Raw genomic sequence first — 26,572 nt, forward strand, 5'->3', positions numbered from 1 at the left:
AACCATCTTTCGGTTCACTTGTTTGAACGTTATAATAGACTTAAGATATCGTTAAAGTGAAAAGGGTCGATTTGTTTGAGAACACCTTTATATACAGCATTAGCACAGCATGCGGAAAAGAAGCCTTATTCTTTTCACGTTCCAGGACATCACAATGGAGATGTCTTTTTTGATGAGGCACGGTCTCACTATGCTTCAATCCTTCAATTGGATGTGACGGAGCTTGAAGGCCTAGATGATCTTCATCACCCGACTGGGGTCATCCAAGAGGCAGAACATTTATTGACTAAGCTATATGGTTCAGGTCAAAGCTTCTTCCTTGTGAATGGCACAACAGTCGGAAATTTGGCGATGGTGATGACAGCATGCCGCACGGGAGACGAGATTTTTGTCCAGCGTAATTGCCATAAGTCTGTCTTTCATGCGATCGAGCTTGCAGGGGCAACGCCTATTTTGATAGACGCTGAGATAGACGCACACTTGCACGTTCCAACACATGTGACGGATGATACAGTGAGAAAAGCCATAGCAAAACATCCTCATTGCCGGGCAATCGTTTTGACTTATCCGAACTACTACGGACACGCAGCTGATTTATCAAAGCTGATTCACATGTGTCATGAAGCAGGTATGGTTGTTTTGGTTGATGAGGCACATGGTGCGCATTTTGTCTTAGCCGGTGCCTTTCCTCCATCTGCTCTTTCCTATGGAGCGGACGTGGTGGTACAATCAGCACATAAAACCCTTCCGGCAATGACGATGGGTTCCTATCTTCATCTTCAAGGGGACCGAATCGATGCGAAGCGTTTGAAAACCTTGCTCACGATGCTTCAAAGTAGTTCGCCCTCTTATCCAATTATGGCCTCATTAGATGTAGCAAGAGCTTATGTCGAGGAGATCAAAGGAAAAGGGACATTGGATGTAATCATGAAAGAACTGACAGAGCTGAAAGATCAGTTCAACCGTCTGACCCATCTTGAAGTGGTTGAACCTGACTCGCTACATTCCGATCCTTTAAAATGCGTCATTCGATCAACAAAAGGACTGACTGGTTACGAACTAAAGCAGGTGCTTGAATCAGTGGATGTTCATCCAGAGCTTGCGGACGAACATCAGGTTTTACTTGTACTTAGCTTAGAAAAGAGGCAGAACGTTCCTTTCAAGCGGATTGAGCAGGCTCTTAAGCAAAGTGATTCATTGCTCAAAAGAAAAAAACATATCCAAAATGAGACGATATCTATTGAGACTGATGTACAAAATCAAGACATAGAGGCTGTCCCATTTGAACATGCAGCAGGCCGGATGAGTGCAGAATCCATTATTCCCTATCCACCTGGAATTCCTTTGATGATTAAGGGAGAGCGTATTGAAAAAGAACAAATTGAGGCGTTAAGCCGTTTGCTTGGTCACGAGGTTCATATTCAAGCAAGTCAGGTCATTCATCAGAGAAAATTATATGTTTATATAGAAGAGGAGACACTATGAGTGGTATGTTTATTACGTTTGAAGGGCCAGAGGGTGCCGGAAAAACGACAGTGATACGAAAAGTGTACGAAGAAATGGAACGTCAAGGATATGCAGTGATGGCGACACGCGAGCCGGGCGGCATTGACATTGCTGAGCAGATCCGTGAAGTCATTTTAAATGAAAAAAATACAAAAATGGATGCGAAAACAGAGGCATTGCTGTATGCAGCAGCAAGAAGGCAGCATTTGGCTGAAAAGGTAGAACCGGCATTGCAGCGCGGAGAGACAGTCTTGTGTGATCGTTTTGTTGATAGCTCTCTTGCTTATCAAGGTTATGCGAGAGGGCTTGGAATTGACCAAGTCAGATCAATTAACGACTTTGCTATTGATGGCACGATGCCGCAAATGACGATTTACTTTTCTATTACACCTGAGGAAGGGCTAAAGCGAATTCACGCCAATCAAGGAAGAGAAAAGAATCGATTAGACATGGAGACGCTGAATTTCCACCAGTTGGTCAGAGAAGGCTATGAACTACTTATTGCGCAATCACCAGAACGATTCCATGTAGTGGATGCTTCTCAGCCGATGCAAGATGTCTATGAAGAAGTACTTCGAGTGATTCAGGACACATTAAAGAAAAATCAAAAATGACCTCATTCCCAATCGTTGTTATAATATAGAGGAAGACATCGGCATGTCACCTGTGCCTAAAACAAAGGAGGCCAATCAAATGAAATTAATTGTTGCCGTTGTACAGGACCAAGATAGCAGCAAGTTGTTGAAAATATTGACTGAACATCAATTCGGCGTGACAAAATTAGCTTCAACTGGTGGGTTTTTAAAGTCTGGGAATACGACTTTTATCATTGGTTGTGATGATGTCCGAGTGGATAAAGCGTTACAGCTTATAAAAGAAAATTGCCGTAAACGTGATCAAATGATTGCACCTGTATCTCCAATGGGTGGTAACGCAGATTCATATGTACCATACCCTGTTGAGGTTGAAGTTGGTGGAGCTACTGTCTTTATTCTGCCAGTTGAACAATTTCATCAATTCTAAGGATGGGTTGCTGTGAAAATTAATCAAGATATGCGGCTGCTTTTAGAAAAGCGTGAACTCCAAGGCATGAAAGGAAGCCACACATCTGCCTCTTTTAAAGCATCGATGGAGACGCAAAGCGGCAAAATGCGCTTAGAGCAGCTGACGGTTATGCTGAGTGATATCGAAGTGTTCGGTAAAAAGCTGACAAAGTCACGAAACTTAAAGGACTTGGCTAGGTTTAAAGGTCTTGTGAAGCGCTTTGTGAAAGAGACAGTCGATAATGGATTAAATATAGAAACATCAAGAAGCTTTGACATTTATGGCAACACGCGTACACTCGCTTTAGTCAAAGCATTAGATGAAAAGCTGATTGAATTAACAGAGGATATGATGGACCAAGAGAAGCCATCTATTGATTTGCTTGAACGTATTGGAGAAATAAAAGGTTTATTGATTAACCTTTACACATAGAGAGTGATAACATGGCAATTAGCTGGGATGACATGAATGAGTTGCAGCCGCGCGTCATGCGGCTGATTTTTAATAGTATTGATAAAGATCGACTTGCGCATGCCTACTTATTTGAAGGAAAAAAGGGTACTGGTAAGCGGGAAGCTGCGATGCTTTTGGCTAAGAGTTTTTTTTGCTTGGAATCAGGAGTGAAACCGTGTGAATCCTGTCAAAACTGCAAGAGGATTGAGTCAGGTAACCATCCCGATTTACATCTCGTGCAGCCTGATGGTCAATCAATTAAGAAAGCGCAAGTACAGGCATTGCAAGAGGAATTTACAAAAGCAGGTGTGGAATCTCACCGAAAAATGTATATCATTCTTCATGCGGACAAAATGACGGTTAATGCCGCGAACAGTTTATTAAAGTTCCTAGAGGAGCCTAACCGGGAAACGATGGCAATTTTAATCACTGAGCAATCGCATAAAATGTTGGATACGATTATTTCAAGATGTCAGATGCTCAGCTTTCAGCCGCTGCAGCCACAATCCTTGGAGCAGCAGCTATTACAAGAAGGCGTATCTCAGCATCTTGCAAGGCTTTTGTCGAATTTAACCAACAATTTAGCAGAAGCACTCGAATTAAGTCGAAATGATCAGTTTGCAGAGTCTAGAGCGAAAGTGATAAAATTGTATGAAGTCTTACACCAGCGAAAAGAACATGCATTTTTTTATATACAGGATCAATGGATGCCTTTTTTCAAAGAGAAAGACCTTCAAGAAACAGGTCTGGATATGCTTTTATTTATATATCGTGATGTATTGTCGATTCAAATAGGAAATGAAGATAAAGTCATTTATCAAGACTTATTCCAGACAATGAAGCAGCACGCGCTGCATTCCACACAGCAGATGGTGACGAACCAGATCCTTGCTGTATTAGAAGCGAAAAAGAGACTTCAATCCAACGTGAATGCCCAAGGGCTGATGGAGCAATTGGTGTTGATGTTGCAGGAGGGATAAGCTTGTACAACGTAATTGGTGTTCGCTTTAAAAAAGCGGGCAAAATCTATTATTTCGATCCTAATGGATTTCATATAGAAAATGATAGTTGTGTCATTGTAGAGACGGTCAGAGGAGTTGAGTACGGACAAGTGGTCATCGCTAATAAAAAAGTAGATGAACACGATGTCGTTCTTCCTCTGCGTAAGGTGATTCGTGTAGCAGACGAACGAGACCGACTCATCGTTGAGGAAAACAAAGAAGCAGCGATGACAGCCTTTGATACATGTCTTCAGAAGGTAAGTGAACACGGTCTTGAAATGAAACTGGTTGATGTTGAATTTACATTTGACCGAAACAAGGTCATTTTCTACTTCACAGCGGATGGCAGAGTAGATTTCCGTGAGCTAGTGAAGGATCTTGCATCGATCTTCAAAACGAGAATTGAACTTCGCCAGATTGGTGTAAGAGACGAGGCAAAAATGCTGGGTGGCATAGGACCTTGCGGGCGAATGCTTTGCTGTTCGACATTCTTAGGAGACTTTGAACCAGTATCCATTAAGATGGCAAAAGATCAAAACCTGTCGCTAAATCCCACAAAAATTTCAGGGCTTTGCGGTCGTTTGATGTGCTGCTTGAAATATGAGAATGATGAGTATGAAACAGCGAAAGAACAATTGCCGGATATCGGTGAAACGATTCAAACATCTAGTGGCTCTGCAAAGGTAGTAGGGCTCAACATTTTAGAACGAATTTTGCAAGTTGAATTAACCGGGCAAGAAAAAGTGGTAGAATATACTTGGGAAGAATTATTACAAGAAGGCGTTGTATCTGCACAAACAACTGAGTAACGAGGTGTGCCACCTTGGATAAAAAGGAACTATTTGATACGGTGATCAATTTAGAAGAACAAATTGGTTCTCTTTATCGCCAGTTAGGTGATTTGAAAAATCATATCGGTGAAGTGATTGAAGAAAATCATCAGCTGCAGATGGAGAATCAGCACTTGCGTGAACGTCTGGATCAGTCCGATCGGGACAAATCGTCTGAGACAGAGAATGATTCTGCTCAGAAACCAGGTCATTCTGATATAGGAGAAGGTCATGATAACCTGGCTCGGTTATATCAGGAGGGCTTCCATATTTGCAATGTACATTATGGAAGCATACGTAAAGAGGGAGACTGTTTGTTCTGTCTGTCATTTTTAAATAAAAAATGAGAAAAGGCTTCCGCTGAATCGGAAGCCTTTTTCACAGGAAAAGAAAGGATACATCATGGTTTCGTTAAGAGAAGATGAACGATTAGATTATTTGCTCGCCGAAGATATGAAAATTATTCAAAGTAGAACGGTTTTCGCCTTTTCATTGGACGCAGTGTTATTAGCAAAATTTGCGTATGTGCCCATCCAAAAAGGAGAGATCATTGATCTTTGCACGGGAAATGGCATTGTGCCATTGCTGCTTTCGACTCGATCTAAGGCTTCCATTACTGGGGTCGAAATTCAAGAACGGCTGTTTGATATGGCAAAAAGAAGTGTGGCGTATAATCAACTTGAAAAGCAGATAGGACTGATTCATGGCGATCTGAATGATATGCCAGCACGCTACGGCAATCACAAAGTAGATGTCATCACATGTAATCCACCATATTTTAAGACACCTTCTAAAGAAGAAATCAATGAGAATGAATACTTGGCCATTGCTCGGCATGAAATCCATTGTACATTAGAAGATGTCATTCGTGTTTCTTCCACGCTGCTGAAGCAAGGAGGGAAACTGGCGATGGTTCATCGGCCGGGACGGCTGCTTGAGATTGTGGAATTGATGAAGAAGTACCGAATTGAGCCAAAACGAATTCAATTTGTTTATCCCAAACAGGGGAAAGAAGCCAATACCATCTTAGTAGAGGGGATAAAAGATGGAAAACCAGATCTGAAAATTCTCCCGCCTCTTTTTGTTTATGGAGATGATCAAGAGTATACTGAGGAAATCAGGACGATACTGTATGGAGAAGCATAATCATTATTTCTATGTATTGAAATGTGCAGACGGCAGCCTATATGCAGGTTATACAAATGATTTACAAAAAAGACTGACGACCCACAATAGTGGAAAGGGAGCAAAGTATACAAGAGCAAGACGGCCAGTTGAGCTGTATTATCATGAATGTTTTGCAACCAAAAGAGAAGCCATGCAGCAAGAATATCGTTTCAAAACGTGGACACGGAAAAAGAAAGATCTTTATATAGAAGAAATGCGTATTGAAAAGGAGGCGGCACATGAAAACACAGAAAAGCTTTGATGGTCAATCAGATATGGGCATTCTATATCTCGTCCCAACCCCAATTGGCAATTTAGAAGATATGACGTTTCGAGCCATACAAACATTAAAAGATGTAGACTATATTGCCGCAGAGGATACAAGACAAACGAAAAAACTTTGTCATGTCTATGAAATTGATACGCCATTAACGAGTTATCATGAGCATAACAAAGACAGCAGCGGTCACAAGTTGATCGAATGGTTAAAAGAAGGAAAAAACATCGCACTCGTGAGTGATGCTGGTTTACCGACGATCTCTGATCCAGGTGCTGAAGTGGTCCGTGACTTTACGAATATCGGCGGTTATGTCGTTCCGTTACCTGGAGCAAATGCTGCACTTACAGCACTCATTGCCTCAGGGATCACGCCGCAGCCATTTTTCTTTTATGGATTTCTCGACCGACAAAAAAAGGAAAAGAAAAAACAGCTCGAAGCATTGAAGAAGCGTCAAGAAACAATCATTTTCTATGAAGCGCCTCATCGGTTAAAAGAAACGCTGACTTTGATGAAGGAAGTATGGGGCAACCGGAATATCGCCATTACGAGAGAACTAACGAAAAAATTTGAAGAGTTTATTCGTGGAGATTTAGAGTCTGTGCTGACATGGGCGGTAGAGAATCAAATCCGAGGTGAATTCTGTCTTGTCGTACAAGGTAACGATCAAGATGAAGAAGAGCTAAATGAAGATGTCTGGTGGAAGTCCTTATCTGAAAAGGAACACGTAATCCATTACATAGGGGAAGGATTAACGTCGAAGGAAGCCATTAAACATGCAGCCGTCGAACGCGGTGTACCAAAGCGCACCATATACGATGCCTATCATATTGAACAATAAAGAAAGGTTCTTGCAAACGGTGCAAGAACCTTTTTTATATCAAACTTATTTTTGTGATTGAAGTTGGTTTTGAATTTCGTTAATGATTTGCTCTGCACCTTCACGGCTAAGAACTAATTTACCATTAGCAAGTTTAAGGTTATCGTCTGATACTTCACCTGTAACTTGGCAAGTCATGTTTGGTTTATATTTTTTTAGGATAATTTTTTCATCATCAACATAAATTTCCAAAGCGTCTTTTTCAGCGATTCCTAGAGTACGGCGAAGTTCGATTGGAATCACCACGCGCCCTAATTCGTCAACTTTACGTACAATACCTGTAGATTTCATCTTCATTCTCCTCCCAAAGAGTTCTTATTCTTAATATAATATTATCTTCGTCATTATTCGACAAATTCCTTACATTCATAGCATAACAAGGTTTCCATAAATCGTCAATCATTTTGTTTACTATTGTTTGTAAAATATGACTCTTAAAGTCAAAAGACCTTGAAACTACTGATTTATAAGGATTTTGCGGGTTTTTTCTATGAAAATATGAGAAATGACGAGTTCAGATTAACAAGACTTTTGCCCTAAATTAGACAATTGTAAATCTGGAGATAGATTTCATACGACAATATTCGACAAAATGTCGACAGGTTTGTCGTTTTTTTCGAAAAACTCATCTTTTTCGATCATTTCATCTTGTTCTATGTATATATGCTTGATCTTAAAGGCTAAGATGGTATCATAGAGAAAGCACAAGTGCAAAATTTAATAAATGGATCTAACACATTTTCATGTAATGATGATAACCGCTCTCGTCCATTGGGCGGGAGTTTTTGACATTTACACACACGCAGGAGGTTCCAACATGCCGGAAAAGAAAAAAACGTTCTATCTGACAACACCTATTTACTATCCGAGCGGAAAATTACATATTGGACATGCTTATACGACAGTAGCAGGGGATGCTATGGCTCGTTATAAACGTCTTCAAGGCTATGATGTGATGTATTTAACGGGTACAGATGAGCACGGACAAAAAATTCAGCAAAAAGCTGAAGAACAAAACATCACACCGATCGAATATTTAGATCCTGTCGTAGCAGACATTCAATCACTATGGAAGAAACTCGACATTTCCAATGATGATTTCATCCGTACAACAGAAAAAAGACATACGAAAATCATTGAGCAAGTATTTCAAAAGCTGCTTGATCAAGGCGATATTTATTTAGACCAATATGAAGGCTGGTACAGTATTCCTGATGAGACATTCTATACGGAAACACAGCTTGTGGATGTTGAGCGGAATGAAAAAGGAGAAGTCACTGGCGGGAAAAGCCCTGACAGCGGACATCCTGTCGAATTAATTAAAGAGGAATCATATTTCTTCCGTATGAGTAAGTATGCGGATCGTTTACTAGACTATTACGAAAAGAATCCAACGTTCATTCAGCCTGAATCAAGAAAGAATGAAATGATCAATAACTTCATCAAACCAGGTTTAGAGGATCTAGCTGTATCAAGAACAACCTTTGACTGGGGAATTAAAGTTCCAAACAATCCAAAGCACGTCATCTATGTATGGATTGATGCGTTGTTCAACTATTTAACTGCGATTGGTTACGGTACTGATCAGGATGAAAAATATAAAAAATATTGGCCTGCCAACGTGCACCTCGTAGGGAAAGAAATTGTTCGTTTTCATACGATTTATTGGCCAATTATGCTGATGGCACTCGATCTGCCGCTGCCGAAACAAATTTTCGCACACGGCTGGCTGTTGATGAAAGATGGTAAGATGTCTAAATCAAAAGGGAACGTAGTAGATCCGGTCACATTAATAGATCGCTACGGTCTTGATGCCCTTCGTTATTACCTCCTTCGTGAAGTACCATTTGGTGCGGATGGTGTGTTTACACCAGAAGGATTCGTGGAACGTGTAAACTATGACCTTGCCAATGACTTAGGTAACTTGCTTAACCGTACAGTTGCGATGGTTCAAAAATATTTTGACGGTACATTAAGCAGCTATAAGGGTCCAGTTAATGAGTTTGATGAGGAGCTTAAAGCAGTAGCTGAGCAAACAGTCAAAGCCTATGAAGAAGCGATGGAAAACCTTGAATTCTCTGTGGCTCTTTCAAATGTTTGGACATTAATCAGCAGAACCAATAAATATATTGACCAGACAGCTCCTTGGGTGCTGGCAAAGGATGAAACAAAACGAAAAGAGCTGCATTCTGTCATGTATCATTTAGCAGAATCACTCCGCATCACAGCAGTGCTCTTAACGCCTTTCCTAACGAAAACACCTGAGAAAATTTTCTTCCAGCTTGGCATTGAAGAAGAGAAGCTTAAAAGCTGGGATAGCATTCTATCTTTCGGTGCGATTCAACAAGCGACGGTACAAAAAGGCGAACCTTTGTTCCCGCGTTTAGAGGTTGAAGAAGAAGTAGCATATATTAAAGAGAAAATGCAGGGAAGTGCACCAAAGGTAGAAGAAGAGAAAGTAGAAATAGAAGAAACAGAATTACCTGAGCTAGGAGCAGAAATTGCTTTTGATGATTTCTCAAAAGTTGATCTTCGAGTCGCACAGGTACTGGAAGCAGCCCCAGTGAAAAAAGCAGATCGTCTCTTAAAGCTGCAGCTTGATTTTGGATTTGAAAAGAGACAAATTGTTTCAGGGATAGCCAAGCATTATCAACCTGAGGAATTAGTAGGGAAGAAGCTCGTCTGTGTAGCAAATCTCACACCAGTTAAACTCAGAGGGGAAATTTCCCAGGGAATGATTTTAACTGGAGAAACTAGCGGGAAATTGCAGGTTCTTGAAGTGGATCAATCTCTAGCAAATGGAACAAAAATTTTATAAATCAACAAAGGTGTTCCACGTGTAACATTTCGTCGAACACCTTTTGTTTTTTAGAAGAATTGTCGAAAGGAGCAATCAACGATGTTATTTGATACACATGCCCACTTAAATGCGGAACAATATAATGAAGACTTAGAGCAGGTGATCGAAAGAGCGAAGAGTGAAAAAGTCGAAAAAATCGTAGTGGTAGGGTTTGACCGCCCGACAATTACGAGAGCAATGGAATTAATTGAAGAGTATGATTTCATCTATGCAGCCATTGGCTGGCACCCAGTCGACGCCATCGATATGACAGATGAGGATTTGCTGTGGATCAAAGAATTATCTCAACATGAAAAAGTCGTTGCAATTGGAGAAATGGGTCTCGATTACTATTGGGACAAGTCGCCAAAAGATGTGCAAAAAGAAGTCTTTAGACGTCAAATTGCTCTTGCGAAGGAAGTGAATCTTCCGATCATTATTCATAATCGTGACGCAACGGAAGATGTCGTGACGATCTTAAAGGAAGAGGGAGCGGCTGAAGTTGGAGGGATTATGCATTGCTTTACTGGCAGCCTAGAAATCGCAAAAGCGTGTATGGATATGAACTTTTATATTTCATTCGGTGGACCCGTGACATTTAAAAATGCCAAAAAACCGAAGGAAGTTGTCAAAGACATACCAAGTGACCGACTTTTGATTGAAACAGACTGCCCATACTTAACACCAGCGCCATTTAGAGGAAAACGCAACGAGCCAAGTTATGTGAAATATATCGCAGAACAAATTGCGGAGTTACGAGAAATAAGCTTTGAAGAGCTTGCTGAATTGACCACAAAAAATGCGAAAAAAGTTTTCGGTATAAACTGACAGTATATGATGTCAATCCTTGTTTAAGCTTGTCCATTTGTGAAACATAACGAAAATGTTCTACACGTTTACGCCTCTTCATAGGATAAGTTGTCGATAAGTCTTTCTTCCCTTCCTTCCATTAATCTCCCATAATAGGGTTACAATCGAGCATTTTTGTACAGTGGGTGGAAGGGTTGACAGGTTTTGAGATACTCTATATAATCTCTCCGAGGAGAAGGAGGCGTTTTTCATCGTACAAAAAATGAAAAATCTGTTTTCTGTTAAGCTAGGAAAAGGCAAGGTTTTATTACTAGTTGTTTGCTTGCTTTTAGCTGGAACTGGGACGGCTTACGGTGCGCATGAGCTCACTAAGCAGTCTATTACCATTTCAATCAATGGTAAAGAGAAGACAATTCGTACACATGAAGAGACAGTAGCACAGCTGTTTTCAGACCTTGGAATAAAGACCAAGGCGGAGGATCATATCTCTCCAAGTCTAAATACAGAGATTGAAGACAACATGAACATTGTGTATGATGCGGCTATACCGGTTCATCTGACCCTAGATGGGAAAGAGAAAACGATATGGACAACAGATCAGACGGTTGGAGCATTATTGAAGAATGAGAAGATAGATATTGGGAAGCACGATCAAGTAACTCCAGGAAAGAATAACAAGATTAAAAAGGATATGGATCTTGTGGTTCAGCAGGCCTTCCAGGTCAGCGTAAATGATGGAGGAAAAGAGAAAAAAGTGTGGACCACTTCGACTACGGTCGCTGACTTTTTAAAGCAACAAGAGCTGAAGCTCAAGAAGCACGATAAGATCAAACCTGCGTTACATAGTCACATTTCTAATAAAAGCGCAGATATCCAGATCACTCGGGTGGAAAAAGTCACCGATGTAGTGGAAGAGAAAATTGCTTTTGATACCAAACATAAAAAGGATCGTTCTCTTGAAAAAGGAAAAGAGAAGGTGCTTAAAAAAGGTGAAGAAGGTAAATTGAAGAAGCACTATGCCATTGTGAAAGAAAACGGCAAAGTGGTGTCTAAAGAATTGATTAAAGAAGTGACTGAAAAAGATAGCAAGGATCGTTTAGTGGCCATTGGTACACAAGAGTCCCAAAAAGAGCCTAAAGCGACACCTGCCGTTTCAAGAAGCAATGAATCGTCAGGAAAAGAATTTTATGTGACGTCGACAGCCTATACAGCGAGCTGTGCTGGATGTACGGGCAGAACGTCAACTGGCTATAATTTAAAATCAAATCCAGGTGCAAAGGTCATAGCAGTTGATCCGAGTGTCATTCCGCTAGGCTCTAAAGTGTATGTGGAAGGCTATGGATATGCCGTTGCATCAGACACTGGATCTGCTATAAAAGGGAATAAAATTGATGTGTTCGTCCCAAATAAGTCGGCAGCTTATCAATGGGGAAATAAACGAGTGAAAATTAGAGTACTCAAATAAACACATCAAATCATTTATATGAACAGAGGGCTTTGCGCACCCTCTGTTTTTTTGGTTATAATAGAAGCACTGTTTTCTAATTAATTAGACGCAAAAACAGCAAGAAAGGTTTCATTTTTTAACCAAAAATTGTTTATTGTTTTTGCAAGCGGAGGAATACATGAAAATCAAAGAAATCATTGTGGTGGAAGGTCGTGACGACACTGCGAGAGTGAAGATGGCAGTTGATGCAGATACGATCGAAACAAACGGATCAGCCATTGGCGATACAGTTATTCAACAAGTGCGTCTTGCTCAGGAAACGAGAGGGGTCATTATTTTAACTGATCCTGATTTCCCTGGGGAGAAGATCCGGAAAACCATCGCAGAAGCGGTTCCTGGCTGTAAGCACGCATTTTTGCCAAAACATCTTGCGAAGGCGAAGCGGGACAAAGGAATTGGTGTCGAGCATGCTTCCTTGGACAGTATTCGGGAATGCCTTGCCCATGTCCATGAGGAAATGGAAGTAACGGAAAGTGACATTACATTAGATGACTTATTTGACGCAGGCCTAATCGGAGGCGAATCATCGAAACGCCGCCGAGAACGACTAGGTGTGCTATTAAATATAGGATATACCAATGCGAAGCAGCTGCATAAGCGCCTTCACATGTTCCAAATAACCAAACATGATTTTATTGCGGCCTTAAAGACCGTCATGCAGGAGGAAGCCGATGAATAAAGATATAGCGACACCCATCAGAACGAAGGAAATACTGAAGAAATACGGTTTCTCTTTTAAAAAGAGCTTAGGGCAGAACTTTTTAATTGATACAAATATACTCGATCGTATTGTCGATCACGCAGAGGTGACGGATGAGACCGGCGTGATTGAGATTGGGCCTGGTATCGGTGCATTGACCGAGCAGCTCGCTAAGCGTGCAAAGAAAGTCACCGCGTTTGAAATCGATCAGCGGTTATTGCCCATTTTAAACGATACACTTTCTCCATATGATAATGTTACGATCATTCATCAAGACGTATTAAAGGCAGATGTGGGAAAGGTCATCGAGGAAAACTTTGCTGACTGTAAAGAAGTGATGGTTGTCGCCAACCTTCCGTATTACGTGACGACACCGATTATTATGAAGCTGCTTGAAGAAAACCTTCCATTGAAAGGGATTGTAGTCATGCTGCAAAAAGAAGTAGCAGATCGTATGGCCGCTGTCCCTTCATCAAAGGAATACAATTCGCTGTCTATCGCAGTTCAATACTATACGGAAGCGAAAACGGTGATGGTTGTGCCTAAAACGGTTTTCGTTCCACAGCCAAATGTCGATTCGGCTGTAATCAAGCTGACCGTTCGTGAAACGCCTGCTGTCTCAGTAGAAAATGATGAGTTTTTCTTTCAATTGATCCGTGCGAGCTTTGGTCAGCGCCGAAAAACATTGATGAATAATCTCATGAACAACTTACCTGATGGAAAGCAACATAAAGTGATCATTGAAGAAGCACTTCAAACAGCAGACATTGATGGAAAGCGCCGCGGCGAGTCATTATCCATTGAGGAATTTGCCCGTTTGGCGAATGTTTTACAAAAAGCCCTGTCTTAAGGGCTTTTTTCTTTTGTTTTTCACCACTTCGTTTGTTCGGGCATAGGCTAGAAAGAACAGCACCATGAAAGCGAACATATTTAGCGCAAGACGATACCAACAGGATATGAGCCTGATTGTGGAGTGAAAAGCATGCAATTTCAAATAGGAGATATGGTGACAAGGGCATCCTATCAAATGGATATTTTGTTTCGAATTATTCGAATTGATGAGACCGATCAGCACGAAGCCACCGCCATATTGCATGGGAATGAAGTGAGGCTGATTGCTGATGCCAAGTTGTCAGATCTCGTCAAGGTTCAAAAAGAGGAACAGCTGACTAGAGAGAAAAATGACGAAAGAAAAATCAATGAATCGCTCGATTTACTAAGACAGGATTATCAGCTGCTGCGGGAAAAACAAGAGTATTATACTTCTGGACAATATCAGCATCAGGAGCAGTATTTTCACATGCCTGGAAAGGTCCTTCATTTAGATGGAGATGCTTCATACTTAAAGAAATGCTTAGATGTATATGAACGAATTGGTGTACCTGTGTATGGGGTGCATTGCCATGAGAAGAAAATGCCAAGCATGATTGACTCGTTAATTGATCAATATCGGCCAGATATATTGGTTATCACAGGACATGATGCGTATTCCAAGCAAAAGGGCGGCGTACATGATATCAGTGCATATCGTCATTCTCGGCATTTCGTTGAAACGGTTCAAAAAGCCAGACGGAAAATCCCTCATTTAGATCAGCTTGTGATCTTTGCTGGTGCCTGTCAATCTCATTTCGAATCATTGATCCAAGCAGGTGCCAATTTTGCGAGCTCGCCTTCCCGTGTGAATATCCATGCGCTCGACCCCGTCTATATCGTTGCGAAGATCAGCTTTACTCCATTTGTAGATCGAATCAACGTGTGGGATGTGCTCCGAAATACATTAACAAGAGAAAAAGGGCTCGGAGGCATCGAGACGAAGGGTGTTCTAAGGGTAGGTATGCCATATAAAAGAGATCATGAATCGACATAACCCGACTGATTTCAGTCTGGTTTTTTTTATGTTCAAAAAGAAATTGCAAAAGGATACATAATTCACCGGAAATTGAGAAAAATAGGGAGGAGAAAAGGTAGAAGTTTGTCAAAATTATTTTGTTGACAATGGCTCGTGTTCGTTGATATAATTTAATTTTTATTTGACAAAAACGGGCCGTTGTTGTATAATTATCTCAGTGAGGTGGATGCAATGGCGAAGACTTTGTCCGACATCAAAAGATCGCTTGATGGTAACTTAGGTAAACGTTTGACGTTAAAGGCTAACGGGGGCCGCCGTAAAACAATTGAGCGTTCGGGCATTTTAGCTGAAACGTACCCTTCTGTATTTGTGATTCAATTAGATCAAGATGAGAATTCGTTTGAAAGAGTTTCTTATAGTTATGCAGATATACTGACTGAGACGGTCGAATTAACGTTCGATGATACCGCTAGCTCAGTCGCCTATTAATGGGCAGTGAACTTTTTGTTTACTGCTTTTTGTTTTGCCTTTTTTTCTGAATGGGAGTCTGTCCATTTTTTGAAAGGGGTAAAAGAAAGGATTCGATACAAAATAAGAAAGCCACACAAGCGGTGGCACTGATTCGAATTCTCGACTAAAGGGGCTGTTTCGTTTGGGTAGACGCCGAGGCATTATGTCAGATGAGTTCAAATACGAGCTGGCGAAGGATCTTGGATTTTATGATACCGTCAAAAATGGAGGCTGGGGAGAGATTCGTGCGCGTGACGCAGGTAATATGGTCAAACGTGCCATTGAATTAGCTCAACAGCACATGGCTCAGGATGAGAATCAACGATAGAAAAACGGTCAGGGATACCTCGGGTGTCTCTGGCTTTTTTTGATGAAAAAGTCAGTGTGCTCAGCGTAAAAGCCTATATTCATCAGATCGATCAAATGTGATACAATATTGATACTTATGTTTAGATGGAGAAGTAGGTGAAATGTTTGCGTATTTTAGAAAAAGCACCGGCGAAAATTAATCTCTCACTTGATGTTCATGGAAAAAGACCGGATGGATATCACGAAGTGGAGATGGTGATGACAACAATAGACCTTGCAGATCGACTTGAGCTGACGGAGCTGGACAAGGATGAAATCCGTGTATCATCTCATAATCGATTCGTGCCAGATGATCAGCGTAATTTGGCTTATCAGGCGGCTAAATTACTTAAAACAAGGTTCGGTATTCAAAAAGGTGTATCCATTGTCATCACAAAAACAATTCCAGTCGCAGCAGGGTTAGCTGGAGGCAGCAGTGATGCAGCAGCAGCACTTCGCGGCTTAAATCGTTTGTGGAAGCTGAACCTCACGTTAGATGAACTAGCTGAGCTTGGAGCGGAGATCGGCTCAGATGTGTCCTTTTGTGTACACGGAGGCACAGCACTAGCGACAGGACGTGGAGAAAAGCTGCAGCATATTGCAACACCGCCGCATTGCTGGGTGATTTTAGCGAAGCCGGTGATTGGGGTATCTACAGCTGAAGTCTATAGACAATATGACGCAAGCAAAGTAGAACACCCGAATGTAAAGCGTATGATTGAAGCGATTGAAGCGAAAGATTATAAAGAGATGTGCGGCTCACTCGGAAATGTTCTAGAGTCTGTGACATTAAAGATGTATCCAGAAGTAGATATGATCAAAAGACAGATGAAGCGTTTCGGTGCTGACGCTGTTTTAATGAGTGGAAGCGGCCCTACAGTATTTGGCTTGATTCAATATGAATCGAAGGTACAAAGAATATATAACGGACTGAGAGGGTTTTGTGATCAAGTATACGCTGTCCGCATGATCGGCGAACAAAATGCCCTTGATTAAATCCGTATATTAAGTTATATTTATCATAAATTATTCGGGTTCTGGGGGTAAGTTCATGAAGTTTCGTCGAAGCGGCAGATTGGTGGACTTAACAAATTATTTGTTAGCCCACCCGCACGTACTAGTACCGTTAACTTTTTTTGCAGAAAGATATCAATCTGCGAAGTCCTCCATTAGTGAAGACTTAACGATTATCAAACAGACCTTCGAACAGCAGGGAATAGGCACGTTGCTTACTGTACCTGGTGCTGCTGGCGGAGTGAAATATATTCCAAAGATTCACCTAAAAGAAGCAGACGACGTGGTAAACGATATCGGAGAAGCTCTATCGACTCCTGAACGTGTACTTCCTGGCGGTTATTTATATTTAACCGATGTTTTAGGGAATCCTTCAATCCTTGCGAAAATCGGTAAGCTATTTGCGACCATCTTTGCAGATCGTGCGATTGATGTCGTCATGACTGTTGCGACAAAGGGTATTCCTATTGCCTATTCTGTTGCGGGTTATTTAAATGTGCCGGTTGTGATCGTTAGAAAAGATAATAAAGTAACTGAGGGATCAACTGTAAGTATTAACTACGCGTCAGGTTCGTCTAATCGAATTCAAACCATGTCACTTGCAAAGCGGAGCTTAGATAAAGGATCCAATGTCCTGATCATTGATGACTTTATGAAAGCTGGCGGAACCATTAACGGCATGGTGAATTTGCTTGAGGAATTTAATGCAAATGTTGCAGGGATCGGTGTTCTTTTAGAAGATGAAGGCGTAGATGAACGTCTCGTTGATGAGTATGTATCGCTTTTAAAGCTTTCAACCATTGATATGAAGCAGAAGATCATTGAGATCAATGAAGGCAATTTCCACGAGTTTTTTCATTCGAAAGCTTAAGCATTGATAAACATGTAGTTGAATGGGAGAGATTGATATGACAAAAGTTGTTCAAACCAAACATGCACCAGCAGCCATTGGACCTTACTCTCAAGGGATTATTGTCAATAACATGTTTTACAGCTCCGGGCAGATTCCATTAACGGCAGCTGGAGACTTTGTAAATGGAGATATTAAAGAACAAACTCATCAAGTGTTCCGTAATCTTAAGGCCGTACTTGAAGCAGCAGGTGCTTCCTTTGAAACAGTCGTGAAAGCAACAGTTTTTATCAAAGATATGGAACAATTCGCAGAAGTAAATGAAGTGTATGGTGAGTATTTCCATACACATAAGCCAGCTCGTTCTTGTGTGGAAGTGGCAAGACTTCCTAAGGATGCACTCGTAGAAATTGAAGTGATTGCATTAGTAAAGTAAACAGGCAATCGTAACGAAAGCCGTTTGGTTTCATCATATGCAGGAAAAGACATCATCATGATGTCTTTTTTTCGCGCAGAGAATGTAAGCGTCGTCACTAAAATGACAAAAAATGTATAAATATCCCGATATTTCAAAAAAAGTTTAAAAAAAGAGCAGGAGAATCACCACAATCGTTGAATACCTAAGTAATGCTTTTATATTGGGAAAAGGTGGTGAACTACTGTGGAAGTTACTGACGTAAGATTACGCCGCGTGAATACCGATGGTCGCATGAGGGCGATTGCATCCATCACGCTGGACCACGAATTTGTTGTTCATGATATTCGTGTGATTGATGGAAACAATGGCTTGTTTGTTGCAATGCCTAGCAAACGCACGCCTGATGGAGAGTTTCGCGACATTGCACATCCAATTAATTCAGGTACTCGGGGAAAAATCCAAGATGCTGTATTAAATGAATATCATCGCTTAGGCGAAGAGGAAGAGACAATTGAATATGAAGAAGCTGGAGCTTCTTAATGATACGTTAACCTAAAAAGGCAGCTTTAAGAGAAAATGGATGTTTTCTTTTAAATGCTGTCTTTTTTGCGTTTTTCCTCATGTGTCTTATATGTTTCATTCGTTAGAAAAATATTGTACTTCCTCATGTATCCTTGAAATCAGTCCTTATTTAGGATATATTTTTCTATGGATAATAGGGATATTGGAGGCCAATCAATGGATAAGCGGTTCGCAGTGATTTTAGCAGCGGGAAAAGGAACGAGAATGAAGTCAAAGCTATACAAAGTACTTCATCCAGTTTGCGGAAAGCCAATGGTCGAGCATGTGGCAGATGAAGCGTTAAAGCTTTCTTTAGCCAAGCTAGTGGCGATTGTCGGTCATGGAGCAGAGAACGTCAAAGAGCAGCTTGGAGACAGAAGTGAGTATGCACTTCAAGAAGAACAGCTGGGAACAGCACATGCCGTCAAGCAAGCAAAGTCGTTCCTTGCGCAGGAAAAGGGAACAACCATTGTCATTTGTGGTGATACGCCATTATTGACAGCGGAAACAATGGAAGCTATGTTGAGCGAGCATCAAAAACATCAAGCGAAAGTCACTATTTTAACAGCACATGCGGATGACCCGACAGGTTATGGTCGTATTATTCGTGACGAAACCGGTGCTGTCGTGAAAATTGTGGAGCATAAAGATGCGAATGATGCGGAACGTCAAGTGAATGAAATTAATACAGGGACTTATTGTTTTTCAAATGAAGATCTCTTCCGTGTGATTGAGCAAGTGTCGAATGAAAATGCACAGGGCGAATACTATTTGCCAGATGTCATTGAAATTTTAAAGAATGAAGGACAAACGGTTGCAGCATATCAAACACCGCATTTTGAAGAAACACTTGGAGTCAATGATCGTATCGCTCTATCACAAGCAGAGCAATTCATGAAGCGACGTATTAATCATCAGCATATGAAGAATGGTGTGACCTTGATTGATCCTGAGAACACGTATATTTCACCTGATGCAGTGATCGGTGAAGATACAATGATTTATCCTGGGACGGTCATCAAAGGGAATGTGAAAATCGGTGCAGACGCCACTATTGGGCCAAACACTGAAATTGTTGACAGCATCATCGGAGACCGCACAGTGATTAAGCAATCTGTCGTCTGCGATAGTGAGGTTGGAGTCGATGTGACAATTGGGCCGTTTGCTCATATTCGCCCGTTGTCGAAAATTGGCGATGAAGTGAAAATCGGGAATTTTGTCGAAATCAAGAAAACGGTTTTCGGTGACCGCAGCAAAGCATCTCATCTAAGCTATATTGGAGATGCAGAGGTCGGAACTGATGTAAACCTTGGCTGTGGATCTATTACAGTCAACTATGATGGGAAGAACAAATTCTTAACGAAGATTGAAGATGGCGCTTTTATTGGCTGTAATTCTAATCTCGTGGCACCAGTCACTGTCGGAAAAGGGGCATATGTTGCAGCTGGTTCAACGGTTACAGAAGATGTACCGCAGGATGCATTGTCTATTGCTAGAGCAAGACAAGTCAATAAAGAAGATTATGTGAAAAATATTCATAAAAAATAATCCAAATACCCGGAGGTTTACCATGTCTAATCGTTATGCTGATGCGAATTTAAAGATATTCTCTTTGAATTCAAACCCTGAACTTGCGAAAGAAATTGCCGATCGTATCGGAGTTGATGTAGGAAAGAGCTCTGTTAAACGCTTTAGTGACGGTGAAGTCCAAATCAATATTGAAGAAAGTATCCGCGGCTGTGATTGTTATGTCATTCAATCCACTAGTGCGCCAGTGAATGAGCACATTATGGAGCTGCTCATTATGGTAGATGCACTAAAACGCGCTTCTGCGAAAACGGTCAATATTGTGATCCCTTATTACGGATATGCACGTCAAGATCGTAAGGCAAAACCTCGTGAGCCAATCACTGCGAAGCTATTTGCGAACTTACTTGAAACAGCGGGTGCTACACGTGTCATTGCACTTGATCTTCATGCGCCGCAAATCCAAGGTTTCTTTGATATTCCAATCGATAACTTAATGGCTGTGCCAATCTTAACAAACTATTTCGAACAGAAAAACTTGAATGATATCGTCGTTGTGTCTCCTGACCACGGTGGTGTAACACGTGCGCGTAAAATGGCAGATCGCCTGAAAGCGCCAATCGCAATTATCGACAAACGTCGTCCAAAGCCAAACGTTGCTGAAGTGATGAACATCATTGGTAACATTGAAGGCAAAACGGCGATTCTCATCGATGATATCATTGATACAGCTGGTACCATTACACTTGCTGCAAATGCACTTGTGGAAAATGGAGCGGCTGAAGTATATGCTTGCTGTACTCACCCAGTATTGTCTGGACCAGCAGTAGAACGTATCACAAATTCTAAAATTAAAGAATTAGTTGTGACAAACAGTATTCACTTAACAGATGACAAGAAAGTTGGGAAATTCATTCCACTTTCAGTTGGGCCTTTGCTTGCAGAAGCCATCATCCGTGTACATGAAGAAGAATCTGTGAGCTACCTTTTCAGCTAATTTTCTGATTAAAAAAGGCCCTAGGCATCCGCTTAGGGTCTTTTTGCTATCATCATTCACAGCAAATAGGTTTAAAATGATTCGGTTATGGGTAATTATGAGAGTAGTGACAAAAATGAAATAGGATGGTGCTGAATATGGCAACTTTAAAAGCAAATAAAAGAACTGATTTCAAACGTTCCACACTGCAAAAAATCCGTCATTCAGGACACGTTCCTGGTGTCATATACGGAAAAAATACAGACAACCTGGCTGTTTCACTAGACAGCATCGATTTATTAAAGACCTTACGTGATGAAGGGAAGAATACAATCATCACACTAGACGTGAATGGTGAAACAAAATCTGTGATGGTCACAGAATTACAAACAGACCCGCTGAAAAATGAGCTTGTCCATGCAGATTTCCAAGTGGTCGATTTACAGCGTGAAATTGAAGCGGATGTACCTGTTCAACTGATTGGCGAATCTAAAGGAGTTAAAGATGGCGGTGTGCTTCAGCAGCCACTATTTGAACTATCCATTACAGCGAAACCAAAAGATATCCCTCAGCATATAGAAGCAGATATTACAAACTTAGAAGTGAATGATGTCCTAACAGTCGCTGATTTGTCTGTTCAGTCATCATATCAAGTGAATAACGATCCAGAAGAAGTCGTGGCATCCATTTTACCGCCTCAGCAATCAGAGGTTCCTGAACCAGATAGCGCAGAGGAACCAAAAGAACCTGAGGCCATTAAAGAAAAGGATAACGATGGAGAATAACTGGAGAATAACTGGTCATTTAGAGACGTAACCCTCCCGCGGTTGCGTCTTTTGTGCTAGAATGAAAAGAATTCATACGTTTTACATGAGGCAATCCTATTGGCTCATTTTTTAGGCGTGTGCTTTGTGACAAAGGAGGTTATTGGTTTCATGCTTGCATTCGTTGGATTAGGTAATCCAGGAAAAGAATATGAAAAAACAAGACATAATGTCGGGTTTATGACAATAGATGAATTATCGAAAAAATGGGACATCCCTTTAAATCAGTCAAAATTCAATGGACTGTTTGGAACAGGGTTTGTTTCAGGGCAAAAGGTTCTACTTGTAAAGCCGCTTACATATATGAACTTATCAGGAGAATGCGTGCGTCCGCTAATGGATTACTATGATATTCCTCTTGAACATTTGAAAGTCATCTATGATGATCTTGATTTGCCAACTGGCCGGATTCGTTTGCGTACAAAAGGAAGTGCTGGCGGGCATAATGGAATCAAATCGTTGATTCAGCATTTAGGGTCACCTGAGTTTGATCGATTCCGTATTGGCATTGGACGCCCTCAAAATGGCATGAAGGTCGTCGATTACGTGCTAGGACGCTTTTCAGAAGAGGAGCAGCCTGACATTGCATCAGCCATTCAGGCGTCTGTCGAAGCTTGTGAGGCGGCTTTAACTAAGCCATTTTTAGAAGTGATGAATGATTTTAACAAAAAGGTATAAGAATGATAAGCAAAGCACATACTGATCATAAAATCTCAGCATGGGAGGATCACGTATGGCTTTGCATTATTACTGCCGGCACTGTGGTGTAAAGGTTGGCAGTCTAGATGAATCCGCTGTTCAAAGTGAAGCACTTGGATTTCATCACTTAACAAATGAGGAAAGAAACGATATGATTTCTTATAGGGAAAATGGTGATTTACATGTACAAACCATTTGTGAGGATTGCCAAGAGGCGCTCGAAAGAAATCCTAATTACCATCAGTATCATACCTTTATTCAATAAAAAGCTTTGGTGTAGATAATAGACCAAAGCGTTTTTCTGTTTTAAACAAGCAGGGAGGAGGAGCCAAATGAAAAATATACAATCATTTATCAAACAAAGTGATGATTTTCAGTCCATTTTTAATGGGCTAAAGGAAGGGTTAAAAGAACAGCTGCTCGCCGGACTATCAGGCTCCGTCAGATCTTTATTTACAGCCGCTATATCAGACGAACTTAAGCGGCCAATGTTTATTGTGACTCACAACTTGTATCAAGCGCAGAAGGTAACAGATGATCTTGCCAGTGTGATGTCAGATCGCTCGGTCCTTCTTTATCCTGTGAATGAACTCATTGCTTCAGAAATTGCCGTTGCAAGCCCTGAGCTCAGAGCACAGCGTCTAGATGTTCTGAACCGGCTGGCGAATGGAGAAAACCCCATTATCGTCACCCCGGCTGCTGCGGTGCGTCGAATGCTTCCGCCAGTTGAGCTCTGGAAGGAGAGTCAGATCCATTTAAAGCTTGGTGAAGAAATTGATTTGGAGGCGTTTTCAAAACAGCTTGTACAAATCGGTTATGACCGGACGTCAATGGTTGCTGCGCCCGGAGATTTTAGTGTGCGCGGAGGAATCATTGATATTTATTCGTTAACGGAAGATCACCCAATTCGTATTGAGCTGTTTGATACAGAAGTAGACTCAATTCGAACGTTCCACTCGGATACACAGCGTTCATTAGAAACACTTCAAGAAATTAAAATCGGTCCCGCAAAAGAGCTGATTGTGAGAGGGCCTGAACGAGTGAGAGCCATTGAACAGCTTGATCAAGGACTTGCGAAGAGCTTAAAGAAATTCAACTCGGACCAGCAAAAAGAATTGTTGCATCAACATATTTCTGCTGATCGAGAGAAGCTGCTAGAAGGTATCGTGACACAGGAAATGACGAAGTACCTGTCCTATTTCTATGAAAAACCTGCTAGTTTGCTAGATTACACTTCACAGGATACGATTATTATTTTAGATGAAATTAGCAGGATTCAGGAGATGGAAGAACAGCTTGAGCAGGAAGAAGCCGATTGGACAATTAGCCTGCTTGAAGAAGGCAATATTCTTCATGATTTATCCCTTTCTTTCCCGTTCCAACAACTGATCAATCAGCAATCGCGGTCGATTCTGTACTACTCCTTGTTCCTGAGACATGTCCAGCAGACAAATCCGCAAAATATCGTCAATGTATCTAGTAAGCAAATGCAGAATTTCCACGGTCAGATGAATGTGCTTGCAAGTGAAATTGAACGCTACAAAAAACAACAATACACAGTTGTTTTCTTAGGTGCGGATGAAGAGCGGACAGACAAACTGTCTTCTGTCTTACATGATTACGACATTGAAGCCGCTCTTGCCAAGCCGGACGCAGAGCTTGTAAGCGGGCAGGTGTATATTTTACAAGGTGAGCTGCAAACAGGCTTTGAACTGCCGTTATCGAAAATTGCCGTGATCACAGAAGGCGAGCTCTTCAAGAAACGTGTGAAGAAGCAGGCGCGTAAGCAAAAGCTGACCAATGCAGAGCGAATTAAGAGCTATTCAGAGCTTCAAGTCGGCGATTACGTGGTGCACATTAACCACGGGATCGGTAAGTATTTAGGAATTGAAACGCTTGAAATCGGCGGCATTCATAAAGATTATTTAAATATTCATTATCAAGGAAGCGACAAGCTTTATGTACCGGTTGAACAAATTGATCAGGTACAGAAATATGTGGGATCAGAAGGTAAAGAGCCAAAGCTGTACAAACTAGGCGGCAGCGATTGGAAACGTGTGAAGAAAAAAGTAGAGTCCTCTGTACAGGACATCGCAGATGATCTCATTAAGCTGTACGCAGAGCGTGAGGCAAGCAAAGGGTATGCCTTCTCGCCTGATCATGAGATGCAGCACCAGTTTGAATCAGCGTTCCCTTACCAGGAAACAGATGATCAAATCCGTTCGATTCATGAAATCAAACAAGACATGGAGCGGGAGCGTCCAATGGACCGCCTGCTTTGTGGAGATGTGGGATACGGAAAAACAGAAGTGGCGATTCGAGCCGCCTTCAAAGCGATTGCTGACGGGAAGCAAGTTGCTCTACTCGTGCCGACAACCATCTTAGCGCAGCAGCATTTTGACACGATTATGGACCGATTCCAAGACTATCCGGTCAAAATTGCTCAGCTGAGCCGTTTCCGTACAAGAAAAGAAACAACCGAAACGTTAAAAGGGTTGAAAAATGGAACGATTGATATGGTTATTGGTACACACCGTTTGCTTTCTAAAGATATTGTCTATAAAGACTTAGGTTTGTTGATTATTGATGAAGAGCAGCGTTTTGGTGTGACCCATAAAGAGAAAATTAAACAGATGAAAGCCAATATCGATGTACTGACATTAACGGCTACGCCAATTCCGCGTACGCTGCATATGTCTATGCTTGGCGTACGGGATTTATCGGTTATTGAAACACCGCCTGAAAACCGTTTCCCTGTTCAAACCTATGTGGTCGAGTACAATGGCGCTTTAGTCAGAGAAGCGATTGAGCGAGAACTAGCACGCGGTGGTCAAGTGTACTTCCTGTACAACCGTGTCGAGGATATTGAACGAAAAGCAGATGAAATCTCTATGTTAGTTCCAGATGCGAAAGTCAGCTATGCACATGGGAAAATGAGTGAGAACGAGCTGGAATCAGTGATGATCAATTTCCTTGAAGGTGAATCAGATGTATTGGTCAGTACCACCATCATTGAAACGGGAGTCGACATTCCAAATGTGAACACGCTCATCGTCCACGATGCGGATAAAATGGGGCTTTCTCAGCTGTACCAGCTAAGAGGACGAGTAGGACGCTCGAATCGGGTCGCATATGCTTATTTCACGTATCGAAAAGATAAAGTTCTTTCTGAAGTAGCAGAGAAGAGACTTCAAGCTATTAAAGAATTCACAGAGCTCGGATCAGGATTTAAAATTGCGATGCGTGATTTAACGATTCGAGGAGCAGGAAATTTACTTGGTGCACAGCAGCATGGATTCATTGATTCTGTTGGATTCGACCTCTATTCTCAAATGCTGAAAGAAGCCATTGAGGAAAGAAGAGGCGATACAACGGCTCAAGATAAATTCGAACCGGAAATCGATCTGCAAATCGATGCTTACATCCCGGACACTTACATTTCGGATGGGAAGCAAAAGATCGAGATGTATAAACAGTTCAGAGCGATTGGATCAATTGAAGAGCGAAAAGAGCTTCAAGATGAGATGATCGACCGATTCGGTGAATATCCGCAAGAAGTGGCGGACTTGTTCACGATTGCGACGATGAAAGTATACGCAGTGCAGGAACGTGTCGAACTGATCAAGATGGAGAAAGGCATTGTCAGGCTCACCCTTGAAGAGCAATCAAGCAGTGAAATCGACGGTCAAAAATTATTTGCCCTCGGCAGTAAATATGGCCGTGATATTGGCTTAGGAATGGAAGGCAGCAAGCTAATTATTTCTGTCCAAACGAAAGGCAAGAAGACAGGGGAATGGCTTGAAATCGTTCTGAATATGCTTCGGGGTCTTCAAGATGTGAAAAAAGAAACCATTCCATCTTCATAAAAATTTGTTTGTCTCTCGTGTATATTACGGTTGATGTGACGGATACTAATCTCAGGGTCAAGTGGTGAATGTTGCATAAAGTGGACGCTTTTGCTCCATTCACCCAACACATCATC

Annotated in this window: 29 protein-coding genes; 28 read left to right on the top strand and 1 reads right to left on the bottom strand. The window is 41.5% G+C overall.

Features of this window, described 5'->3' with window-relative positions; all coding sequences use genetic code 11:
* The first annotated feature begins 75 nt into the window (after positions 1 to 75).
* The 10 genes from NSQ36_RS00205 to rsmI all read left to right on the top strand — a co-directional run bounded on the left by NSQ36_RS00205 (position 76) and on the right by rsmI (position 7,119).
* The gene (locus NSQ36_RS00205; RefSeq protein ID WP_212046566.1) at positions 76 to 1,485 is read left to right on the top strand and encodes an aminotransferase class I/II-fold pyridoxal phosphate-dependent enzyme; all 1,410 of its coding nucleotides are present in this window, start codon (positions 76 to 78) and stop codon (positions 1,483 to 1,485) included.
* Positions 1,482 to 2,120, top strand: a complete 639-nt coding sequence (gene tmk / locus NSQ36_RS00210; protein ID WP_003217977.1) for a dTMP kinase — start codon at positions 1,482 to 1,484, stop codon at positions 2,118 to 2,120. Before NSQ36_RS00205 ends, tmk begins: the two co-directional genes overlap by 4 nt.
* Positions 2,121 to 2,199: 79 nt before the next feature.
* Positions 2,200 to 2,529 carry a cyclic-di-AMP receptor gene (locus NSQ36_RS00215; RefSeq protein ID WP_012008640.1) on the top strand — a complete coding sequence of 110 codons (330 nt, stop codon included), beginning with the start codon at positions 2,200 to 2,202 and terminating at the stop codon, positions 2,527 to 2,529.
* Between the two features lie 12 nt (positions 2,530 to 2,541).
* Entirely contained in the window at positions 2,542 to 2,982 is a 441-nt protein-coding gene (locus tag NSQ36_RS00220) for a DUF327 family protein (protein WP_003217911.1), read from the top strand.
* An 11-nt stretch (positions 2,983 to 2,993) separates the two neighbouring features.
* Positions 2,994 to 3,983 (top strand): DNA polymerase III subunit delta', encoded by a 990-nt coding sequence (gene holB, locus NSQ36_RS00225; protein WP_050945801.1) that lies wholly within the window; start codon positions 2,994 to 2,996, stop codon positions 3,981 to 3,983.
* A gap of 2 nt (positions 3,984 to 3,985) precedes the next feature.
* Positions 3,986 to 4,813, top strand: a complete 828-nt coding sequence (locus tag NSQ36_RS00230) for a stage 0 sporulation family protein (protein ID WP_003217932.1) — start codon at positions 3,986 to 3,988, stop codon at positions 4,811 to 4,813.
* A 14-nt stretch (positions 4,814 to 4,827) separates the two neighbouring features.
* Positions 4,828 to 5,181: a DNA replication initiation control protein YabA gene (gene yabA / locus NSQ36_RS00235; protein ID WP_003217957.1), complete on the top strand. Its 354-nt coding sequence runs from the start codon at positions 4,828 to 4,830 to the stop codon at positions 5,179 to 5,181.
* 55 nt (positions 5,182 to 5,236) lie between these two features.
* Positions 5,237 to 5,980, top strand: a complete 744-nt coding sequence (locus NSQ36_RS00240) for a tRNA1(Val) (adenine(37)-N6)-methyltransferase (protein WP_339206479.1) — start codon at positions 5,237 to 5,239, stop codon at positions 5,978 to 5,980.
* The gene (locus NSQ36_RS00245; RefSeq protein WP_003217970.1) at positions 5,967 to 6,263 is read left to right on the top strand and encodes a GIY-YIG nuclease family protein; all 297 of its coding nucleotides are present in this window, start codon (positions 5,967 to 5,969) and stop codon (positions 6,261 to 6,263) included. The genes NSQ36_RS00240 and NSQ36_RS00245 overlap by 14 nt, the downstream gene beginning before the upstream one ends.
* Positions 6,241 to 7,119: a 16S rRNA (cytidine(1402)-2'-O)-methyltransferase gene (gene rsmI, locus NSQ36_RS00250; protein ID WP_106033207.1), complete on the top strand. Its 879-nt coding sequence runs from the start codon at positions 6,241 to 6,243 to the stop codon at positions 7,117 to 7,119. Before NSQ36_RS00245 ends, rsmI begins: the two co-directional genes overlap by 23 nt.
* Positions 7,120 to 7,164: 45 nt before the next feature.
* Here the strand turns inward: rsmI and NSQ36_RS00255 are convergent, their stop codons facing one another.
* Positions 7,165 to 7,455: an AbrB/MazE/SpoVT family DNA-binding domain-containing protein gene (locus NSQ36_RS00255; RefSeq protein ID WP_087975202.1), complete on the bottom strand. Its 291-nt coding sequence runs from the start codon at positions 7,453 to 7,455 to the stop codon at positions 7,165 to 7,167.
* Positions 7,456 to 7,975: 520 nt separating this feature from the next.
* Between NSQ36_RS00255 and metG the strand changes: the two genes are divergently transcribed.
* The 18 genes from metG to mfd all read left to right on the top strand — a co-directional run bounded on the left by metG (position 7,976) and on the right by mfd (position 26,456).
* On the top strand, positions 7,976 to 9,976 hold the full coding sequence (gene metG / locus NSQ36_RS00260; RefSeq protein ID WP_065097666.1) for a methionine--tRNA ligase: 2,001 nt from the start codon (positions 7,976 to 7,978) through the stop codon (positions 9,974 to 9,976).
* An 81-nt stretch (positions 9,977 to 10,057) separates the two neighbouring features.
* Positions 10,058 to 10,825 (top strand): TatD family hydrolase, encoded by a 768-nt coding sequence (locus NSQ36_RS00265; protein ID WP_050945797.1) that lies wholly within the window; start codon positions 10,058 to 10,060, stop codon positions 10,823 to 10,825.
* Positions 10,826 to 11,069: 244 nt separating this feature from the next.
* Positions 11,070 to 12,272 (top strand): G5 and 3D domain-containing protein, encoded by a 1,203-nt coding sequence (locus NSQ36_RS00270; RefSeq protein ID WP_253621935.1) that lies wholly within the window; start codon positions 11,070 to 11,072, stop codon positions 12,270 to 12,272.
* Between the two features lie 160 nt (positions 12,273 to 12,432).
* Positions 12,433 to 12,993 (top strand): ribonuclease M5, encoded by a 561-nt coding sequence (gene rnmV, locus NSQ36_RS00275; RefSeq protein ID WP_012008650.1) that lies wholly within the window; start codon positions 12,433 to 12,435, stop codon positions 12,991 to 12,993.
* Positions 12,986 to 13,864 carry a 16S rRNA (adenine(1518)-N(6)/adenine(1519)-N(6))-dimethyltransferase RsmA gene (gene rsmA, locus NSQ36_RS00280; RefSeq protein ID WP_003217929.1) on the top strand — a complete coding sequence of 293 codons (879 nt, stop codon included), beginning with the start codon at positions 12,986 to 12,988 and terminating at the stop codon, positions 13,862 to 13,864. Before rnmV ends, rsmA begins: the two co-directional genes overlap by 8 nt.
* Before the next feature lie 132 nt (positions 13,865 to 13,996).
* Positions 13,997 to 14,881, top strand: coding sequence for a sporulation peptidase YabG (yabG, locus tag NSQ36_RS00285; protein ID WP_034620903.1), 885 nt, complete (start codon positions 13,997 to 13,999; stop codon positions 14,879 to 14,881).
* A gap of 213 nt (positions 14,882 to 15,094) precedes the next feature.
* A complete protein-coding gene (locus NSQ36_RS00290; protein WP_003217979.1) occupies positions 15,095 to 15,352 on the top strand; it encodes a Veg family protein in 258 nt (85 codons plus the stop codon).
* Between the two features lie 163 nt (positions 15,353 to 15,515).
* A complete protein-coding gene (locus NSQ36_RS00295) occupies positions 15,516 to 15,701 on the top strand; it encodes a small, acid-soluble spore protein, alpha/beta type (RefSeq protein ID WP_012008653.1) in 186 nt (61 codons plus the stop codon).
* Positions 15,702 to 15,847: 146 nt separating this feature from the next.
* Positions 15,848 to 16,717: a 4-(cytidine 5'-diphospho)-2-C-methyl-D-erythritol kinase gene (gene ispE, locus NSQ36_RS00300; RefSeq protein ID WP_034620899.1), complete on the top strand. Its 870-nt coding sequence runs from the start codon at positions 15,848 to 15,850 to the stop codon at positions 16,715 to 16,717.
* 55 nt (positions 16,718 to 16,772) lie between these two features.
* A complete protein-coding gene (gene purR / locus NSQ36_RS00305; protein ID WP_003217919.1) occupies positions 16,773 to 17,606 on the top strand; it encodes a pur operon repressor in 834 nt (277 codons plus the stop codon).
* A 37-nt stretch (positions 17,607 to 17,643) separates the two neighbouring features.
* Positions 17,644 to 18,021, top strand: coding sequence for a 2-iminobutanoate/2-iminopropanoate deaminase (gene ridA, locus NSQ36_RS00310; protein WP_003217959.1), 378 nt, complete (start codon positions 17,644 to 17,646; stop codon positions 18,019 to 18,021).
* Positions 18,022 to 18,246: 225 nt separating this feature from the next.
* Positions 18,247 to 18,543, top strand: coding sequence for a septation regulator SpoVG (spoVG, locus tag NSQ36_RS00315; protein ID WP_034324487.1), 297 nt, complete (start codon positions 18,247 to 18,249; stop codon positions 18,541 to 18,543).
* 198 nt (positions 18,544 to 18,741) lie between these two features.
* Positions 18,742 to 20,112 (top strand): bifunctional UDP-N-acetylglucosamine diphosphorylase/glucosamine-1-phosphate N-acetyltransferase GlmU, encoded by a 1,371-nt coding sequence (gene glmU, locus NSQ36_RS00320; protein WP_339206482.1) that lies wholly within the window; start codon positions 18,742 to 18,744, stop codon positions 20,110 to 20,112.
* 22 nt (positions 20,113 to 20,134) lie between these two features.
* A complete protein-coding gene (locus tag NSQ36_RS00325; protein WP_003217907.1) occupies positions 20,135 to 21,088 on the top strand; it encodes a ribose-phosphate diphosphokinase in 954 nt (317 codons plus the stop codon).
* Between the two features lie 137 nt (positions 21,089 to 21,225).
* Positions 21,226 to 21,852, top strand: coding sequence for a 50S ribosomal protein L25/general stress protein Ctc (locus tag NSQ36_RS00330; RefSeq protein ID WP_003217956.1), 627 nt, complete (start codon positions 21,226 to 21,228; stop codon positions 21,850 to 21,852).
* A 150-nt stretch (positions 21,853 to 22,002) separates the two neighbouring features.
* Positions 22,003 to 22,569 (top strand): aminoacyl-tRNA hydrolase, encoded by a 567-nt coding sequence (pth, locus tag NSQ36_RS00335; protein WP_212046561.1) that lies wholly within the window; start codon positions 22,003 to 22,005, stop codon positions 22,567 to 22,569.
* A 55-nt stretch (positions 22,570 to 22,624) separates the two neighbouring features.
* Entirely contained in the window at positions 22,625 to 22,855 is a 231-nt protein-coding gene (locus tag NSQ36_RS00340; protein WP_339206484.1) for an anti-sigma-F factor Fin family protein, read from the top strand.
* A 67-nt stretch (positions 22,856 to 22,922) separates the two neighbouring features.
* Complete coding sequence (gene mfd, locus NSQ36_RS00345; protein WP_050945793.1) at positions 22,923 to 26,456, top strand: transcription-repair coupling factor; 3,534 nt, start codon at positions 22,923 to 22,925, stop codon at positions 26,454 to 26,456.
* Positions 26,457 to 26,572 lie beyond the last annotated feature (116 nt).

Source organism: Bacillus sp. FSL W8-1143 (assembly GCF_037965155.1).
Taxonomy (GTDB): domain Bacteria; phylum Bacillota; class Bacilli; order Bacillales; family Bacillaceae; genus Bacillus; species Bacillus pumilus.

Excerpts from the sequence above, each read along its gene's own strand:
- tmk (WP_003217977.1), top strand. The coding sequence starts at position 1,482 with ATGAGTGGTATGTTTATTACGTTTGAAGGGCCAGAGGGTGCCGGAAAA.
- NSQ36_RS00215 (WP_012008640.1), top strand. The coding sequence starts at position 2,200 with ATGAAATTAATTGTTGCCGTTGTACAGGACCAAGATAGCAGCAAGTTG.
- holB (WP_050945801.1), top strand. The coding sequence starts at position 2,994 with ATGGCAATTAGCTGGGATGACATGAATGAGTTGCAGCCGCGCGTCATG.
- NSQ36_RS00240 (WP_339206479.1), top strand. The coding sequence starts at position 5,237 with ATGGTTTCGTTAAGAGAAGATGAACGATTAGATTATTTGCTCGCCGAA.
- NSQ36_RS00245 (WP_003217970.1), top strand. The coding sequence starts at position 5,967 with ATGGAGAAGCATAATCATTATTTCTATGTATTGAAATGTGCAGACGGC.
- rsmI (WP_106033207.1), top strand. The coding sequence starts at position 6,241 with ATGAAAACACAGAAAAGCTTTGATGGTCAATCAGATATGGGCATTCTA.
- NSQ36_RS00255 (WP_087975202.1), bottom strand. The coding sequence starts at position 7,455 with ATGAAGATGAAATCTACAGGTATTGTACGTAAAGTTGACGAATTAGGG.
- metG (WP_065097666.1), top strand. The coding sequence starts at position 7,976 with ATGCCGGAAAAGAAAAAAACGTTCTATCTGACAACACCTATTTACTAT.
- NSQ36_RS00265 (WP_050945797.1), top strand. The coding sequence starts at position 10,058 with ATGTTATTTGATACACATGCCCACTTAAATGCGGAACAATATAATGAA.
- NSQ36_RS00270 (WP_253621935.1), top strand. The coding sequence starts at position 11,070 with ATGAAAAATCTGTTTTCTGTTAAGCTAGGAAAAGGCAAGGTTTTATTA.
- rnmV (WP_012008650.1), top strand. The coding sequence starts at position 12,433 with ATGAAAATCAAAGAAATCATTGTGGTGGAAGGTCGTGACGACACTGCG.
- rsmA (WP_003217929.1), top strand. The coding sequence starts at position 12,986 with ATGAATAAAGATATAGCGACACCCATCAGAACGAAGGAAATACTGAAG.
- yabG (WP_034620903.1), top strand. The coding sequence starts at position 13,997 with ATGCAATTTCAAATAGGAGATATGGTGACAAGGGCATCCTATCAAATG.
- NSQ36_RS00290 (WP_003217979.1), top strand. The coding sequence starts at position 15,095 with ATGGCGAAGACTTTGTCCGACATCAAAAGATCGCTTGATGGTAACTTA.
- purR (WP_003217919.1), top strand. The coding sequence starts at position 16,773 with ATGAAGTTTCGTCGAAGCGGCAGATTGGTGGACTTAACAAATTATTTG.
- ridA (WP_003217959.1), top strand. The coding sequence starts at position 17,644 with ATGACAAAAGTTGTTCAAACCAAACATGCACCAGCAGCCATTGGACCT.
- glmU (WP_339206482.1), top strand. The coding sequence starts at position 18,742 with ATGGATAAGCGGTTCGCAGTGATTTTAGCAGCGGGAAAAGGAACGAGA.
- NSQ36_RS00325 (WP_003217907.1), top strand. The coding sequence starts at position 20,135 with ATGTCTAATCGTTATGCTGATGCGAATTTAAAGATATTCTCTTTGAAT.
- NSQ36_RS00330 (WP_003217956.1), top strand. The coding sequence starts at position 21,226 with ATGGCAACTTTAAAAGCAAATAAAAGAACTGATTTCAAACGTTCCACA.
- pth (WP_212046561.1), top strand. The coding sequence starts at position 22,003 with ATGCTTGCATTCGTTGGATTAGGTAATCCAGGAAAAGAATATGAAAAA.
- NSQ36_RS00340 (WP_339206484.1), top strand. The coding sequence starts at position 22,625 with ATGGCTTTGCATTATTACTGCCGGCACTGTGGTGTAAAGGTTGGCAGT.
- mfd (WP_050945793.1), top strand. The coding sequence starts at position 22,923 with ATGAAAAATATACAATCATTTATCAAACAAAGTGATGATTTTCAGTCC.